Consider the following 15749-nt stretch of genomic DNA (forward strand, 5'->3'; position numbering starts at 1 on the left):
CACCCCAGCCTAGCGGGAAGTGGGGGAGCCCTGTGCGAATTCACTCACGCTCAGCCGTCGTTCACCTACATGCGGTATCCATGGGGGCGGAAAGGATGCACACTTGATCTTCAGTCGGCTTCGCGCCCACCGGCCGGTACCCGCCGCCACCTGCCCGATGGGGTACGGCGGTCCCGTGGCACCCCACGCCGACTCCACGGCGGCGGCAGCACCGTCGAGCGCCGAGGCGTTCACCGACTCGGCGCAGGCGGTCGGGTTCCTGCGGCAGTTCCACGCGGAGCAGGCCGCACTGCAGGACCCCGAGACGCGGATCCGCCAGGTCCTGGACGAGATCGAGCGCACGGGCAGCTACGAACAGACCACCGAGGAACTGGCGTTCGGCGCCCGGGTGGCCTGGCGCAACTCGGCGCGCTGCATAGGCCGGCTGTACTGGCGCAGCCTGGTGGTGCGCGACCTGCGCAGCCTCGGCTCGGCCGACGACATCGCCGAACAGAGCTTCGAGCACCTGAGGTTGGCCACCAACGGCGGCCGGGTCCGGCCGCTGATCACGATCTTCGCCCCGGACCGCCCCGGCCGCCCGGCGACCCGGATCCTCAACCAGCAGCTGGTGCGCTACGCGGGCTACCCCGCGCCGGACGGCGGTTGGACGGGCGATCCGGCCGGCGGCCAACTGGCGGCCCGCGCCAAGGACGTGGGCTGGAAGCCGGGCGAGGGCCGGTTCGACGTCCTGCCGCTGCTGGTGCAGGAGCGGCCCGGCGAGCGGCCGCGCTGGTACGAACTGCCCGACGACAGCACCCTGGAGGTGCCGCTCGTCCACCCCGACCACGCCTGGTTCGCCGAGTTGGGCCTGCGCTGGTACGCGGTCCCCGCGATCAGCGACATGACCCTGGAGATCGGCGGCATCCGCTACCCCGCCGCGCCGTTCAACGGCTGGTACATGGGCACCGAGATCGGCGCCCGCAACCTCGCCGACGCCGACCGCTACAACCTGCTCTCCGAGGTGGCCGCCCGGCTCGGCCTGGACACCTCCCGCGAGCGCACGCTCTGGCGCGACCGCGCGCTGGTGGAGCTGAACGTCGCCGTGCTGCACTCCTTCGAGGAGGCCGGCGTGACGATGGCGGACCACCACACCGAGTCGGAGCGGTTCCTCAAGCACATCGCCCAGGAGAACCGGCTCGGCCGGCCCACGCCCGCCGACTGGAGCTGGATCGTGCCACCGGTCTCCGGCGGCGTGACGCCGGTCTTCCACCGCTACTACGACCCGGTGGACCCCTCCACCCGCCCGGCCTTCGTCGCCCGCGAGCCCTGGTGAGCTCCCCCCTGACCGGCCGGCCGAGCGGCCGACTCGCCCACGACCGTCCGTAGGTAGCGCAGTTCGAGGCCGTCGAGCAGCGCCTCGAGACCGGTCTCGAAGGCGCCCTCGTCGATCTGCCGGCGGTGCTCGGCGATCCGGTGCGCCTCGCCGAGGTGCGGGTACCCGGTCGCGTACAGCTCGGCGTCCTCCGGAAAGCCGGCCGCGAACGAGCCGAGCGCCGACCCGGCGACGAAGTAGCGCATCAGCGCGCCGATCCGGGTGGCCTGCCCGCGCGGCCAGCCCGCCTCGACCAGGCAGCCGTAGACCGCGTCGGCCAGCCGCAGCGCGTTCGGCCGCCGGCCCGGGCCCTGGGCCAGCACCGGGACGATGCTGGGGTGCGCGGCCAGCGCGGCGCGGTAGGAGCGGGCCCAGGCGCCCAGCGCGCCGCGCCAGTCGGGGCCGGCGGCGGGGAACATCGTGAGGTCCACCTCGCCGATCACGCTGTCCACCACCGCGTCCAGCAGCTCGTCCTTGGTGGCGAAGTGGTTGTAGAGCGAAGGGCCGCTGACGGACAGGACCGCGGCCAGCCGCCGGGTGGAGAGCGCGTCCAGGCCCTCGGCGTCCACCAGGGCCAGCGCGGCCACGACGATCCGCTCGCGGCTGAGCAGCGGCGTACGGGGGCGGGCCATGGCGGGTTCCTCCGGTCGAGTGGATGGAACGGCATTCTCGCAGGCCCCTCTTCCCAGGAGCCGTCCCGGCGGACTAGAGTCCAAAAAACTTGCACCGCTAGTTTATCCGTCGGTGCCGACCCGGTCGTCCGAAGGGCCCTGAGCGATGAACCTGGAGCTGTCCGAGGAGCAGGCGGCCGTCCGCGCCCTCGCCGCCGACTTCACCGAACGCGAGATCGTCCCGCACGCCGCCACGTGGGACCGCGCGGAGTCGGTGGACCGGACGATCGTCGCCAGACTCGGCAAGCTCGGCTTCCTGGGCCTGACCATCCCCGAGGAGTACGGCGGCAGCGGCGGTGACCACCTCGCGTACTGCCTGGTCCTGGAGGAGCTGGGCCGCGGCGACTCCGCGGTGCGCGGCATCGTCTCGGTCACCCTGGGCCTGGTCGCCAAGTCGGTGAACGCCTACGGCAGCGAGGAGCAGAAGCGCCACTGGCTGCCGAGGCTGACCTCCGGCCAGGCCCTGGGCTGCTTCGCCCTGACCGAACCGGGCACCGGGTCGGACGCCGCCAACCTGGCCACCCGGGCGGTCCGGGACGGCGACCACTGGGTGCTCACCGGCTCGAAGATGTTCATCACCAACGGCACCTGGGCCGATGTCGCGCTGGTCTTCGCCCGGACCGGCGAGGCCGGGCACAAGGGCGTCACCGCCTTCCTGGTGCCGACCGACACCGCCGGATTCGAGCGCCGGGAGATCCACGGCAAGCTCGGGCTGCGCGGCCAGGCCACCGCCGAGCTGGTGTTCGACGGCGTCCGGGTGCCCGACAACGCCCGGCTCGGCCCCGAGGGCAAGGGCTTCACGGTGGCGATGGCGGCGCTCGCCAAGGGCCGGATGTCGGTCGCGGCCGGGTGCGTGGGCATCGCCCAGGCCTGCCTGGACGCGGCGGTCGGCTACGCGAAGCAGCGCGAGCAGTTCGGCAAGCCGATCGCCTCCTACCAGTTGGTGCAGGAGCTGATCGCGGACATCTCGGTCGACCTGGCCGCCGCGCGCCTGCTCACCTGGCAGGTCGCCGACCTCATCGACCGCGGCCTGCCGTTCGCCACCGAGTCCTCCACCGCGAAGCTCTTCGCCAGCGAGGCCGCCGTCCGGGCCGCCTCCAACGCACTGCAGGTCTTCGGCGGTTACGGCTACATCGACGAGTACCCGGTCGGCAAACTCCTGCGCGACGCCCGGGTGATGACCCTCTACGAGGGCACCAGCCAGATCCAGAAGCTGCTGATCGGCCGGGCCCTCACCGGCGTCAACGCGTTCTGACCCACCCACCCCTTTTACTCAGGAGCCCAGAGTCGTGCGCCCTGTCTACTTCGCCGCCGCCCGCCGCACCCCGATCGGCCGCCTGCGCGGCGCCCTGTCCGGCATCCGCCCCGACGACCTCTCGGCGGCCGTCCTGCGCGGCCTGCTGGCCGAGGTGCCGACCCTCGACCCGGCCCGGATCGACGACGTGTACTGGGGAGCGGCCAACCAGGCCGGCGAGGACAACCGCAACGCCGCCCGGATGGCCGTCCTGCTGGCCGGGCTGCCCGAGAGCGTGCCCGGCGCCACCGTCAACCGGCTCTGCGCCTCCGGCATGGAGGCCGTCACCAGCGCGGCGCGGGCGATCGGCTCCGGCGAGGCGGAGATCGTGATCGCCGGCGGCTGCGAGTCGATGAGCCGGGCGCCGTTCGTGCTCCCCCGCCCGGACGAGGCCCTGCCGCACCGGATGGAGACCTTCGACACCCGGCTCGGCTGGCGGATCACCAACCCCGCGATGCATGAGCTGCACGGCGTGCTGAGCATGGGCGAGACCGCCGAGGAGGTCGCGGCCCGCTACGGGATCAGCCGCGAGCGCCAGGACGCCTTCGCGCTGCGCAGCCACCAGCGCGCCGCCGCCGCCCGCAAGGACGGCCACTTCGACGCCGAACTGCTGCCCGTCCTGCGCCCGGACGGCGTGACGGTGAGCCAGGACGAGGGCATCCGCGAGGACAGCAGCCTGGAGCGCCTCGCCCAGCTCAAGCCCGCCTTCCGGGCCGGCGGCACGGTCACCGCCGGCAACGCCTCACCGATGAACGACGGCGCCGCCGGCCTGCTGCTGGTCAGCGAAGAGGCCCTGCACGAGCTGGGGTTGGAGCCGCTCGGCCGGTACGCGGCGGGCGCCTCGGCGGGCGTGCACCCGGACGTCATGGGCATCGGGCCGGTCCCGGCCACCCGGAAGGTGCTCACGCGCCTGGGATGGAGTGTCGAGGACGTCCAGGAGGCCGAGTTCAACGAGGCCTTCGCCGCCCAGGCGCTGGCCTGCGTCGACGAGTTGGGCTTCGACCCGGAGCTGGTCAACCCCAGCGGCGGCGCGATCGCGCTGGGCCACCCGCTGGGCGGCTCGGGCGCCCGGATCCTCACCACCCTGCTGCACCGGATGCGCCGCACCGGTGCCCGGCGCGGGCTGGCCACCATGTGCGTGGGCGTCGGCCAGGGCAGCGCCGTGCTCGTCGAGAACGCCTGAGAAACGCCTGGGAACGCAAGGCCTGAGAACGCCCGCGAAGTACTGAGAACGCCTGAGATCCACTGAGGGAGAGTCACATGCCGAAGTACACCGGCTTCGCCGGCAAGGTCGCCGTCGTCACCGGCGCAGCGCAGGGCATCGGCGCCGCCACCGCCCTGCTGCTCGCCGAGGAGGGAGCGACCGTCGCGGTGGTCGACCTGACGGCCGAGCGGGCGCAGGGCACGGTCGACGCGATCACCGCCAAGGGCGGCACCGCCCGCGCCTACGGCTGCGACGTCTCCGACTACGACGAGGTGCAGGCCGTCTTCGCCGCCGTGTCCGAGGAGTTGGGGGGCGTGCAGATCCTGGTCAACAACGCCGGGATCACCCGCGACAACCTCTTCTTCAAGATGCCCCGGGCCGACTGGGACTCCGTGCTGGCGGTCAACCTCACCAGCGCCTTCAACTGCAGCCAGGCGGCCCAGAAGTACATGGTCGCGCAGAAGTTCGGGAAGATCGTCTCGCTCAGCTCGCGCTCGGCGCTCGGCGCCCGCGGCCAGGCCAACTACGCCGCCGCCAAGGCCGGCATCCAGGGCCTGACCGCCACCCTGGCGATCGAGCTCGGCCCGTTCAACATCAACGTCAACGCGGTGGCGCCCGGTTACATCGCCACCGCGATGACCGCGGCCACCGCCGAGCGGGTCGGCTCGACGGCCGAGGAGCACCAGTCCGAGGTGGCCGCCCGGACCCCGCTGCGCCGGGTCGGCCGTCCCGAGGAGGTCGCCGCGGTGGTCGCCTTCCTGGCCAGCGAGGAGGCCTCGTACGTGAGCGGCCAGACCCTGTACGTCAACGGCGGCGCCCGCTGAGAGTGCTGAGCCGGGACCGGGTGGTCCCGGCTCAGCCGCGCGCGTCGGCCCTGTCCTCCCGAAGCTGCCGCGAAGTGACAAGTAGCTCTCTGTAGCAAGGCGAGGGTGTGCTTGTCCGGGTTTTCGATCTTCTGGGGTTGTTGAGGGAGCGGTTCCGCGAGGTTGGTCCGGTCACGTCGACCGGAGGGAGCGCGGGGTGCGGCAGGACTGGGAGCCGGAGGACCTGATCGAGGTCTGGACGCTGCTGGAGGAGGACCAGGAGCGGCTGCGGAACAAGTCGGGGGCGAACCGGCTGGGGTTCGCGTTGTTGCTGGGAAAGCACGGTGAGAGCGAGGCCGTCCTGCGCCGGGTGCGGCACCTGTTCGTCAACCGCACCAACCTGCGCGCCGCCCTGGTCCGCCTCGTCAACACCACCTTCGCGGCCCGTGATCAGGCATGGTGGGGCGAGGGCACCGCCTGCGCGAGCGATTCGAAGAAGTTCGGGTCCTGGTCCAGCAACTTCATGACCGAGTGGCACCAGCGCTACCGCGGGCCCGGCGTGATGATCTCCTGGCACGTCGAGAAGAAGTCGCTGTGCGTCTACTCCCAGCTCAAGTCCTGCTCCGCGTCCGAGGTCTCCGCGATGATCGAGGGCGTGCTGCGGCACTGCAGGGGCGTAGAGATCGACCGCCAGTACACCGACACCCACGGCGCCTCAATCGTCGGATTCGCCTTCGCCCACATGCTCGGCTTCAACCTGCTGCCGAGGCTGAAGAACGTCGGCTCCGCACGGCTGTACCGGCCGGCGGCCGGTGAGGACGAGACCTGGCCGCACCTGGCGCCGATGCTGTCGACCAAGGCGATCGACTGGGACCTGATCGCCCAGCAGTACGACCAGATCGTGAAGTACACCACCGCCCTGCGCCTGGGCACCGCCGAGGCCGAGCAGGTCCTGCGGCGCTTCACCCGCGGCGGGCCCAAGCACCCCACCTACCGGGCGATCGAAGAGCTGGGCCGGGCGGTGCGTACGGCGTTCATCTGCGACTACCTCGCCGACGCCGAGCTGCGGCACGAGATCAACGACGGGCTCCAGGTCGTGGAGAACTGGAACTCCGCCAACCACGACCTGTTCTACGGCAAGGACGGCGACCTGGGCCCTGTCCCCGCTGTTCTGGACGCACGTGAACCCCTACGGCCGGTTTCGAGCTGGACATGAACTCCCACCTCGACCTCGTTGCCGCCGTGACGGCCTCAGTGCCCGGCCCGCGCAGCAGCGAGCCGGGCACAGCCCCGGCCTGACGGGCTCGCCGGGCCGGGGCCCGTCAGGGCCTGACGGGCAGCCTCGGGCAGCCCGGGGCGGGCGTGGAAGGGCCGGGCTGAGTTCAGCCGGGGGTGCGCTCTCCGGGCATCGACCGGGTGAGGATGCCGAGTGTGAGCAGAGCGAGCGCCGGCAGCACGGCGACGATGATTCCCATCGGCAAGGCGTCGGTGGCGCCACCCGCGCCGGCCAGCGGAGCAAGTGCCCCGCCGATCATGAACTGGCTGAAGCCGAGCAGAGCGGCGGCCGACCCGGCGTGTCCGCCGTGGTCGGCCAGGGCCTGGGCCGCGGCGTTCGGCATGACCAGGCCCACGCTGGAGACCAGGACGAACAGGCCGATCAGGAGCACGGGCAGGGGTGCCCGTGTCAGCACCGCGCCCAGGACCGTGGTGCCACCGGCTGTCGCGCCCAGCAGACCGGCGAGCAGCAGCACGCGGGCGCCGGTCCGGGCCACCAGCCGGCCGCTGATCTGGGCGGCCGCAATGAGTCCGGCGGCGTTGACGGCGAACACGGCGCTGTACTGCTGCGGTGACAGGCCGTGGATTTCCTGCAGGACGAACGGCGAGCCGGAGATGTAGGCGAACATCGCCGCGAAGACCAGGCCGTTGGCCAGGACGTACCCGGTGAAGACCCGGTCGCTGAGCAACTGCCCGACGACAGCCAGCAGCGGCTGGCGTGACGCGGAGGACCGGGTCTCCGGCAGTCCTACGGCGGAGGCCGCCAGCATCACGGCGCCGAGTACGGCCAGGCCCACGAAGATCCCCGGCCAGGCCGTGACGCGCAGTAGCTGGCCGCCGAGGACCGGCGCGCACACCGGCGCCAGGCCGGTGATCAAGGTCAGTGCGGAGAAGAGACGTGCGGTGCGGGTTCCGGAGGTGCGGTCGCGGACCATGGCGTTGGCGATGACGATGCCGAACGCCCCGCCGATGCCCTGGACCAGGCGTAGGCCGACGAAGGTCCGGACGTCGGGTGCCACCGCGCAGAGCGCGCTGGCGATCGTGTAGAGGGCGAGGCCCGCCAGCAACGGACGCCGCCGGCCGTAGGTGTCGCTCAGCGGCCCGGCGATCAGCTGCCCGATGGCCAGCCCGGCCAGGCAGGCGGTGATGGTGAGCTGGGTGGCCGCGGCGCTGGCGCGCAGGTCGCCGGCGAGGTCCGGCAGTCCGGGCAGGTAGCCGTCGATGGACAGTGGTCCCAGGGCCACGAGCGCTGCGAGCAGGACGATGAATCGGGTGTGCCGGCCGGCGGCGTCGTTGCTCATGGCTCAGTACGCCACGGTGATGCGGCGGCGGATCGCGGTGCCGCTCTCGATCGTGTCGGCCAGGGCGATCGCGTAGTCGGCGTACGAGATCTCGCTGGCGCCGGCGTCGTCGGTGAGCAGTGTGTCGCCGCCGGTTCGGTAGGCGCCGCGCCGCTTGCCGAGGCCGATGTGCGCGGCGGGGGACACATAGGTCCAGTCCAGGCCGGTGGTTCCCCGGTAGAGGTCGAGCGCCTCGGCCTGCGCCTCGGCGTTGGCCTTCCACAGCGCGGGGAAGTCCGGGTCGTCCATGACGCGGGCGCCGGTCGGCGTGCGCAGGCTCCCGGCGCCGCCGATGGTGACCAGGCGGGTGACGCCGGCTCGGCGGAGTCCGTCGATCAGCGCACGGGCGGCACCGACGATCGTGGCGCGGTCGTTCTCCTGGCCGATCCGGGGGCCGACGGCCGACAGTACGGCGTCGTGGGAGGCGGCGAGGCCGGCGACCGCCGCGGGGTCGGTGACGTCACCGGTGGTCACGGTCAGGGCCTTGTGCTCGAGGCCGTCGAGGTGGCCGGCTCGGGTGACCGCGGTGACGGTGTGACCGCGACGCAGTAGTTCCTCGGTGGTGGGCCGGCCGATGTTGCCGCTGGCACCGAACAGGACGATCTTCATGTGTTGCTCCTTGTTTCTGATGGTCAGAGGACGGGCTGGCCGTCGGCGACGATGGCCGCGGTGATGCCGCGCTCGTCGGCGGCGTGCTGGAACCGCTGCTCGATGTCGGGTTGTTCGGTGTAGAACGGCGGATTGTGGAACAGGCCGTAGTGCATGGCGCAGACGGTGCCGGCGCCGAGTGCGACGGCGGCCTCGACGCCCTGCTCGGGGGTCATGGTCGCCGGGACGTTGGCCGCGTAGCCCTCGAAGTGGGCGATGACGCCGTTGACCGGGACGAACGCGACGTCGAACGGGCCGTGGTCGCGGGCGATCTGCCACCAGCTGCCGTGCCACTGGGTGTCGCCGCAGTGGATGACCCGCCGGCCGGCGCCTTCGACGACCCAGGCGACCTGGTCACAGTCGTTGCCGCGCCAGTCCAGCGAGGTCACCGGGGTGACGGTCAGCTTTCCGATGCGGCGTGACTCGCCCAGGTCCTGGGCGACGGGGGTGATGCCCGCCTCGTGCAGCCCGGCCGCGCTCGGGGTGTGACAGCCGATCGTGCCGGTGGCCGCGATCCGGGCGATCAGGTCGTGGTCGTAGTGGTCGGGGTGCAGATGGGTGATGAGGGCGTGGGTGCCGGGCGGGGTATCGACCGGGTCGACCGGCCGGTGCGGCGGCCCCATCACCGGCGCCAGCGGAGCGACGTTCTCGAGCGGGTCGATCAGCAGGCGGGTGTCGCCGAGACGGATCTCGACGCCGGCCCAGGCCAGCCGACGCACGGAAAGGGTGGTGGTCATGGGCAGCGACGCTAGACCGACGTTGTTGAGAAAGTCAACAAGAGAGTTTTGAATCTCAACGTCGCAATGTAGGGTGGTGGCATGCGCACCTACGGGCAGTACTGCGGCATCGCGAAAGCACTGGACACCATCGGCGACCGATGGACCCTGCTGATCGTCCGCGAACTGCTCGCCCTGGGTCCTTGCCGGCACACCGACCTGCGCAACGGGCTGCCCGGGATCGCCAGCAACCTGCTGGTCGACCGGCTCCGCGAACTCGAGGAAGCCGGCCTGATCCACCGCGAGGCCGCCCCGCCGCCGGTGGCCACCACCCTGTTCTCCCTCACCGAGCGTGGCCGCGCGCTGGAGCCGGTGCTGCAGGAACTGAGCCGGTGGGGCGTGCCGCTGTTGCGTGAGCCGGGCGGCAACGACACCTTCCGCACCCACTGGCTGGACATGCCCGCCCGGGCACTGACCGACCACCGCCCCGACCAGCCGGCAATCGCCCTGCAACTGCACGCCGACGGCAGCGAGGACCTGGTCATCGAAGTCAAGGACGGCTCGGTGCACACACACGCCGGCCGGGTCGACCACCCCACCGCGTCCCTGACCGGACCGCCGCACCTGCTGGCCGCGACCCTGCTCGGCGACCTCGATCTGAGCGCCGCAGTACAGCAAGGCCTGCGGCTCAGCGGTGAACGCGAGGCAGTACTGCGCATCCTGCCCCGCTGAATCGACCGGCCGCTCGCGGGCCTGCGACCTCAAGCTCTACCGAGTCCGCGCCGGTCTCAAAAACGGTCCTTTGCCCGAGCAAGATCGGAGACGGGTCGCCAGACCGCCGCCGGGCCCGGTTCCGTTCTCAGAACCCGTTCTCACCCGAAAGCGGCACGGACCCCCTTCTGAGACTTGCATTGTGCGAAGATCGCCGCCCATGACGGACCCTCAGCAGCCCTCCCCGACCGACCGGTCGGAAGCGGACGACGTGGAACAGCACGCGTGTCCGAAGTGCGATGCCCAGCCCGGATCGCCCTGCCGCTCGCGCGGCGGCGCCGTCGCCTCCGCCTACCACACCGCCGCTTCACCATGGTGCCCCGGCTGAAGAAGGCGCTGAGGGTGCCAACCCCGACCGACCGCGGGCCGGGCCGGCCGTGGCGGCCGGGCACCCCGCCCCCCGCGCCGATCGACCCGGACCTGCCGGGCGCGGACATCCGCATCGGTTACGCCCGCTGCTCGACCCTCGGCCAGGAACTCGACTCCCAGCTCGACGCGCTCGCGGGACACGGCATCCCCCTGGAAAAGATCTTCAGCGAGAAGATCAGCACCCGCGTCCGGGTCCGGCCCCGGTTCGAGGAGGCGCTGCGGACCGCGCGGGAGGTCAAGGCGCACGCCCCGCACTGCCGGGTCATCTTCACCGTGTACGAGATGAAGCGCCTCGCCCGCGACGCCGCCGAACTCACCGCGCTGGCCGACCACCTCACCGCCCACGGCCTCATCCTGGAGATGCTCGCCGGACCCCTGCCCGGCATCTACGACCCCACCGGCCCGGGCAAGCTGCTGTTCGCGTTCTTCGCGGCGATGGCGGAGACCGAGCGGGAGAACATCCGCGAGTCGACCCTGGAAGGGCTCGACACCGCAGCCCGCAAGGGCAAGCACGGCGGCCGGCCCCCCGTCATCACCGACGACATGCTCCACACCGTGCTCCGACGCCGCGCGGGGGGGGGAGTCCGTTGAGCAGATCCAGCCCGACCTGATCATCCCCACCGGCAAGCGCAAGGGGCACCACCCCTCGGTCGCCAGCATCTACCGGGCGCTGACCGAGCACGCCAAACGCGAGGCGTACCCCGAAGCCGTCGAGCAAGCCCGCGCCGACTTCGCCGCCGACCGGACCGGCGCGGTCCCCGAGCCCCGCCCCGCCACCTCTGACCGAGCGTCACTCTGATCACAGAGAGCTACTTGTCACTTCACGGCAGCTTCGGGAGGACAGGGCCGCGTCCCAGGCGTCCAGGATGCGCTGCTCCTTCTCCGGGGCCAGGCCGCGTTCCTGCACGCCGCCCTGCGCGAAGCTGCGGTAGGCACCGAACGCCTCCTGGTGCCCCTGCGGCGTGGCCAGCCAGGCCCAGGTGTCACGGATCGACTCCACCACCGGCCGGCAGCGCAGCCCCGCGGCGATCGCCCGCGACGAGTCCGGCTCCCAGACCGCGGCGTCCTCGGGGCCCTGCGGCGTCCAGAGCGGCAGCTCGGTCCACATCTCGACCTCGTGCTCGACGATCAACGCGTCGTCCACCCACACGAGTTCGGCCTTCGAACCGGTCACCTCCACGCAGGTTCCCAGGTACTCGCCCCAGGTCGTGTTGGCCCGCACCCCGCTGACCATGTAGCGGCCGGTGGCACCTCGCTCCACCTGGTCCAGGCCGAAGGCGGCGATGTCGCGGGCGTCGATCAGCTGCATGGGCCGCTCGGGCGCGCCCGGCGCCACCATCCGACCACCCCGGGCCGCCCGGTCCAGCCACCAGGTCAGCCGTCGCGCCCGGTCCCCCGGACCCATGATCAGACCGGGCTGCAGCACCAGTGCGCCGTCCGGGAAGCCCTCCTCGACCGCGCGTTCGCACCCCGCCTTGAGCACGCCGTAGTCGCCGGCGTCCCGGTCCGCGTCAGAGGCGCACTCCTGACGGGGCGAGGAGTCGTCCACCGCCAGCTCGGGCCAGCCCTGCACGGCGCTGACGGAGGAGACGAAGAGATACGTCCGGGTCTGCGGCGCCAGCGTCCGCACCGAGGCGCCCACCACCCGCGGGACGTAACCGCAGACGTCCACCACCGCGTCCCACGGCCCGGCTGCGGCCAACGTGTCCAGGTCGCCCTGCACCTCGCGGTCACCGCGCACGACCTCGACACCGGGCAGGTCGTGCGCGGTCTTCCCGCGGTTGAACGTCGTCACCTCCCAGCCGCGCGCCAACGCGTCGGCCACGAAGGCCTGTCCGAGGAACACCGAACCACCGATCACCAGAAGTCTCATGCCGAACAGTTCGCCATACCGGGCAGCGAATTGCACGAGGTGTCCGCCCACGGCGCAAGCCGTCCGCTGCCCGCGAACAGAGCGCCACAGGCGCGGCACTAGGCCCGCGCGGGCAATCTTTACCTCGGTTTGACGTGTGCCGCGTCACGCTGGACGTCCGCGGGGACGCTGAGCCGATCGAGTTACCTGTTGGTATGGCGTGCGCTCATGTCAAGAGTCCGAAAGGACTATAGATTCATCGGCTCTTCACACGATGGGATAACCGAATCGACCTTGTGTCGGTCCAACCCTCCATCAAAGGAGTTCCATGGGCACCTCCCCCGTCACCGCGGGCCCCCGACGCTCCATGACCGCGCGTGCGCTCGCACTGCTCGCAGTCGGGGCCACCGCCCTGACGGCAGGCACGGTTACCGCGCAGACCACGGTTGCCGCAGCCAGCACCCCGTCCGGTGTGACGTTCAAGTTGCAGCCCGCCTCCGCGGGCCACTTCCTCGCCGCCGCGCGCCCGGCCCCGCTGTCGACGTCGGACTGCGTCACGCAGATCGGCATCCACTGCTACTCGCCGCTGCAGTACCGCACCGCGTACAACCTGAACCCGCTGTACAAGCAGGGCATCACCGGCAAGGGCCGGACGATCGTCATCGTCGACTCCTTCGGCTCGCCGACGATCCAGCACGACCTGGAGACCTTCGACAAGCAGTGGGGCCTCCCCGACACCAACGTCGAGGTCCAGAAGTGGGGCAACGTCCCCGTCTTCGACCCGAAGAACTCGGACCAGACCGGCTGGGCCGGCGAGACCACCCTGGACGTCGAGTACGCCCACGCGATGGCTCCCGACGCGCACATCCTGCTGGTCGAGACCGCCGTCGCGGAGACCGAGGGCGTCACCGGCCTGCCCGAGATGATGGACGCCGAGCAGGCGCTCATCAAGCAGGGCAAGGGCGACGTCATCTCGCAGAGCTTCGGCGCCACGGAGAACACCTTCCCCGGCTTCGACAAGGGTGACTACTCCTCCCTCACCAACCTCCGCTACGCCTTCAAGGCCGCCGCGGAGCACAACGTGACGGTGCTCGGTGCCTCCGGCGACAACGGTGTGACCGACTCCGACGTGAACAACAACAACTACGCCTACAAGGTCAACTCCTGGCCGTCCTCGGACCCGCTGGTGACCTCGGTCGGCGGCACCCAGCTGACCCTGGACAACAACGGCAACCGCACCGCGCCCGACCAGGTGTGGCACGACGCCTACGGCGCCGGCGGCGGCGGCGTCTCGGCCGTCTTCGACCGTCCGTGGTACCAGACCGGTGTCGCCAACGTGACCGGCAACCACCGCGGCACCCCCGACATCAGCATGAGCGCGGCGGTGGACGGCGCGGCCTGGACGTACGACTCGTACGACCCGACCGCGGTCGGCTGGCACCTCACCGGCGGCACCAGCGAGGCCACGCCGATCTTCTCCGGCGTCGTCGCGCTCGCCGACCAGGCGGCCGGCTACCGGCTCGGCCAGCTCAACTGGCGGATGTACGGCCTGTCGCTGCTGCCCTCGCAGTGGAGCGGCATCACCGACGTCACCGCCGGTGACAACGGCTGGTCGAACGTGACCGGCTACCAGGCCGTCAAGGGCTACGACCTGGCCACGGGCCTCGGCACCATCGACGGCACGAAGTTCGTGCACGCGATCGCCGGTCGCTGACGCTCAACCAGCTCTACCCGCTGTACACCTGTACGGCCGCTGCCCGCCTTCCGGTTCCCCCGGGAGGCGGGCAGCGGCCGTTCGTCGTCCCGCGCGCCGGGGCTACTGCGGCGCGGCGGCGAGCTGCGCGAGGTAGCGCTCGGAGGCGCGCAGCTTGCGGCCGTCCGGGCCGGGGAGGTGGGCGCGCAGCTCCAGGATCTCGGGGGCCACCTTGAGCGCCTGCTCCCGGTCGGTGATCGCCCGCCAGCAGGCCTCGGCGTTCGTCACGGCGCGCTGGGTCTCCGGGTCGTCCGGTCCCTGCGAGGCGATCATGACGAGGGCGACCTCCCGGTACAGCGTGGCCGCGTGGGCCGGTTCGCCCGCCAAGCGTGCGACGTGGGCGCGGATCTGACGGATCATCAGGACGGGCTCGGAGATCGCGCCGCTCGCGGCGACGGCCTCCTGCTCCAGCGCGAGCGCGAGCCCGGCGGCCTTCGCGTGCTCACCCGCCTCGGCGCTGCGGGCAATCCGTCCCAGGGCCTCGCGGTAGTCGGCGGGAGGCGTCGGCGGGGTCGGCTGCGGCTGCGGCTGCGGGTCGGACGGTGGCTGGGGGACGGCGTCGACCGGGACGGCGTCGGCGGGTACGGCATCGGCGATCTGTTCCTGGGCCTGCTCCTGGACGTCCGTGGGCACCGGGTCCGGCGCCGCGTCCACCGCCGCGCCCGGCTTCGCCAGTGACACCGGCCGGACCGGCCGGGGCGGGGTCGGCGGCACACCCGGCTTGAGCAGCGTCACTGAACCAGCCGGTGTCCCCACTGCTGTCGAAGCATCCGGTGCGGCCACCGCGACCGCCGCCACCGACGCCTCCGACGGCTCCGGCCGGGCGGGCGGCTCGGCCGACCCGCCCGGCGGCGGCCACTCCTCGGAGCTCGCCGCGGCCGGCGCCGGAGCGGTGGCCTGCCACACCTCGCGCGGCGCCGGAGCGCCCGCGTCGGCCCCGCGCTGACGGGCCGTGTTGCGGAACACCGGCCGGTCCGGCCCGTGCGAGGCGAACACCAGCACGTCCGGCCGCAACACCGAGTGCACCTGCGACCGCAGTTGCTCGGGTGCCAGAAGCGGTCCCGCGCCGGGCCGTCCGCCGTGCAGCGTCTCGATCAGCGCCCGGGTGAACGTGCCGATCTGCTCGGCGTCCGGGCTGACCACCGCCCACAGCGGCAGCCCCTCCACCAACGGCGTCGGCGCGGACTGCAACAGCGGCCACGCCGCCTGGTCGGCGCTGAGGTCGGCGATCACCAGGGTGTCCCAGTCGGCCGGACGCGAGCGCAGCTCGGCCGCGACGGCCTGCCAGGCCAAACCGTCCTGACGGACCGTCCCCGGCTTGGAGTCGCGCAGGGTCAGATGGAGGCCGCCGCCGCGCTTGTCGAGCACCAGGTGCCCGCCGAGGTGCAGCAGCAGCGGACCCGGGTGGCGGGCCGCCGCCCGCAGGTGCGCGACCACGGTGTGCGGGTCACTCGCCGACGGGAGGTGGACGGCGTCGACCGCGTCGGCGCCGAGCAGGGTCTGCGGCGAGACGGCCGCGAGCATCGCGGAGAGCACCTGTGCCTGTCCCGAGCCGCCCCGGCCCAGCCGCGCCGACCGGCGCCGCCGTACCCGCCCTCGACCGCGAGCAGCCGACCGCGCAACCCGCCGCCGACCGAAGTCGCGCCGGAACCGACCGCCGAGCCCACGCCCGAGCCGACGCCCGCGCCCGCGGCCTCGCCCT

At 72.1% G+C, this 15749-nt stretch carries 14 protein-coding genes and 1 pseudogene; 9 read left to right on the forward strand and 6 right to left on the reverse strand.

The annotated features are described in order from the left end of the window. Nucleotides 1-157: 157 nt before the first annotated feature. Nucleotides 158-1312, forward strand: a complete 1155-nt coding sequence (locus tag BS80_RS10875) for a nitric oxide synthase oxygenase (protein WP_083974660.1) — start codon at nt 158-160, stop codon at nt 1310-1312. Here the strand turns inward: BS80_RS10875 and BS80_RS10880 are convergent. Then, nucleotides 1255-1983 carry a TetR/AcrR family transcriptional regulator gene (locus BS80_RS10880; protein ID WP_083974510.1) on the reverse strand — a complete coding sequence of 243 codons (729 nt, stop codon included), beginning with the start codon at nt 1981-1983 and terminating at the stop codon, nt 1255-1257. The two genes, BS80_RS10875 and BS80_RS10880, sit on opposite strands and share 58 nt — an antisense overlap. 145 nt (nt 1984-2128) lie before the next feature. On the opposite strand from BS80_RS10880, the gene BS80_RS10885 reads away from it, so the two are divergent. The 4 genes and pseudogenes from BS80_RS10885 to BS80_RS10900 form a co-directional block, all read left to right on the forward strand. After that, complete coding sequence (locus BS80_RS10885; RefSeq protein ID WP_035795954.1) at nt 2129-3277, forward strand: acyl-CoA dehydrogenase family protein; 1149 nt, start codon at nt 2129-2131, stop codon at nt 3275-3277. 34 nt (nt 3278-3311) lie between these two features. Further along, nucleotides 3312-4499 carry a thiolase family protein gene (locus BS80_RS10890; protein ID WP_035795957.1) on the forward strand — a complete coding sequence of 396 codons (1188 nt, stop codon included), beginning with the start codon at nt 3312-3314 and terminating at the stop codon, nt 4497-4499. Nucleotides 4500-4576: 77 nt separating this feature from the next. Further along, nucleotides 4577-5344, forward strand: a complete 768-nt coding sequence (gene fabG, locus BS80_RS10895) for a 3-oxoacyl-ACP reductase FabG (RefSeq protein ID WP_035795960.1) — start codon at nt 4577-4579, stop codon at nt 5342-5344. A 322-nt stretch (nt 5345-5666) separates the two neighbouring features. After that, a pseudogene (locus tag BS80_RS10900) lies at nt 5667-6528 on the forward strand (Tn3 family transposase); the annotation flags it as partial. Between the two features lie 177 nt (nt 6529-6705). On the opposite strand, the gene BS80_RS40605 reads toward BS80_RS10900, so the two are convergent. From BS80_RS40605 to BS80_RS10915, 3 genes are read right to left on the reverse strand one after another with little or no spacing between them, the layout of a single operon-like run. After that, complete coding sequence (locus tag BS80_RS40605) at nt 6706-7899, reverse strand: multidrug effflux MFS transporter (protein WP_035795961.1); 1194 nt, start codon at nt 7897-7899, stop codon at nt 6706-6708. A 3-nt stretch (nt 7900-7902) separates the two neighbouring features. Then, complete coding sequence (locus BS80_RS40610; protein WP_035795962.1) at nt 7903-8547, reverse strand: NAD(P)-dependent oxidoreductase; 645 nt, start codon at nt 8545-8547, stop codon at nt 7903-7905. Between the two features lie 23 nt (nt 8548-8570). Beyond that, a complete protein-coding gene (locus BS80_RS10915; RefSeq protein WP_035795964.1) occupies nt 8571-9323 on the reverse strand; it encodes an MBL fold metallo-hydrolase in 753 nt (250 codons plus the stop codon). Between the two features lie 81 nt (nt 9324-9404). On the opposite strand from BS80_RS10915, the gene BS80_RS10920 reads away from it, so the two are divergent. The 3 genes from BS80_RS10920 to BS80_RS10925 all read left to right on the forward strand — a co-directional run bounded on the left by BS80_RS10920 (nt 9405) and on the right by BS80_RS10925 (nt 11033). Next, nucleotides 9405-10034: a winged helix-turn-helix transcriptional regulator gene (locus BS80_RS10920; RefSeq protein WP_035795967.1), complete on the forward strand. Its 630-nt coding sequence runs from the start codon at nt 9405-9407 to the stop codon at nt 10032-10034. 199 nt (nt 10035-10233) lie between these two features. Continuing rightward, nucleotides 10234-10401: a zinc finger domain-containing protein gene (locus BS80_RS44255; protein WP_456298574.1), complete on the forward strand. Its 168-nt coding sequence runs from the start codon at nt 10234-10236 to the stop codon at nt 10399-10401. 14 nt (nt 10402-10415) lie between these two features. Further along, entirely contained in the window at nt 10416-11033 is a 618-nt protein-coding gene (locus BS80_RS10925; RefSeq protein ID WP_232246432.1) for a recombinase family protein, read from the forward strand. A 208-nt stretch (nt 11034-11241) separates the two neighbouring features. On the opposite strand, the gene BS80_RS10930 is transcribed toward BS80_RS10925, so the two are convergent. Next, on the reverse strand, nt 11242-12315 hold the full coding sequence (locus tag BS80_RS10930; protein ID WP_035797244.1) for an NAD-dependent epimerase/dehydratase family protein: 1074 nt from the start codon (nt 12313-12315) through the stop codon (nt 11242-11244). Nucleotides 12316-12622: 307 nt separating this feature from the next. Here BS80_RS10930 and BS80_RS10935 point away from each other — a divergent pair, with 307 nt between their 5' ends. Then, on the forward strand, nt 12623-14008 hold the full coding sequence (locus BS80_RS10935; RefSeq protein WP_035795969.1) for a S53 family peptidase: 1386 nt from the start codon (nt 12623-12625) through the stop codon (nt 14006-14008). 102 nt (nt 14009-14110) lie between these two features. On the opposite strand, the gene BS80_RS10940 is transcribed toward BS80_RS10935, so the two are convergent. Next, nucleotides 14111-15583, reverse strand: coding sequence for a hypothetical protein (locus tag BS80_RS10940; protein ID WP_035795970.1), 1473 nt, complete (start codon nt 15581-15583; stop codon nt 14111-14113). Between the last annotated feature and the right edge of the window lie 166 nt (nt 15584-15749).

This window comes from Kitasatospora mediocidica KCTC 9733 (assembly GCF_000744225.1).
GTDB lineage: Bacteria > Actinomycetota > Actinomycetes > Streptomycetales > Streptomycetaceae > Kitasatospora > Kitasatospora mediocidica.

Coding starts and splice junctions, on each gene's coding strand:
- BS80_RS10875 (WP_083974660.1), top strand. CDS start 158: ATGGGGTACGGCGGTCCCGTGGCACCCCACGCCGACTCCACGGCGGCG.
- BS80_RS10880 (WP_083974510.1), bottom strand. CDS start 1,983: ATGGCCCGCCCCCGTACGCCGCTGCTCAGCCGCGAGCGGATCGTCGTG.
- BS80_RS10885 (WP_035795954.1), top strand. CDS start 2,129: ATGAACCTGGAGCTGTCCGAGGAGCAGGCGGCCGTCCGCGCCCTCGCC.
- fabG (WP_035795960.1), top strand. CDS start 4,577: ATGCCGAAGTACACCGGCTTCGCCGGCAAGGTCGCCGTCGTCACCGGC.
- BS80_RS40605 (WP_035795961.1), bottom strand. CDS start 7,899: ATGAGCAACGACGCCGCCGGCCGGCACACCCGATTCATCGTCCTGCTC.
- BS80_RS40610 (WP_035795962.1), bottom strand. CDS start 8,547: ATGAAGATCGTCCTGTTCGGTGCCAGCGGCAACATCGGCCGGCCCACC.
- BS80_RS10915 (WP_035795964.1), bottom strand. CDS start 9,323: ATGACCACCACCCTTTCCGTGCGTCGGCTGGCCTGGGCCGGCGTCGAG.
- BS80_RS10920 (WP_035795967.1), top strand. CDS start 9,405: ATGCGCACCTACGGGCAGTACTGCGGCATCGCGAAAGCACTGGACACC.
- BS80_RS44255 (WP_456298574.1), top strand. CDS start 10,234: ATGACGGACCCTCAGCAGCCCTCCCCGACCGACCGGTCGGAAGCGGAC.
- BS80_RS10930 (WP_035797244.1), bottom strand. CDS start 12,315: ATGAGACTTCTGGTGATCGGTGGTTCGGTGTTCCTCGGACAGGCCTTC.
- BS80_RS10935 (WP_035795969.1), top strand. CDS start 12,623: ATGGGCACCTCCCCCGTCACCGCGGGCCCCCGACGCTCCATGACCGCG.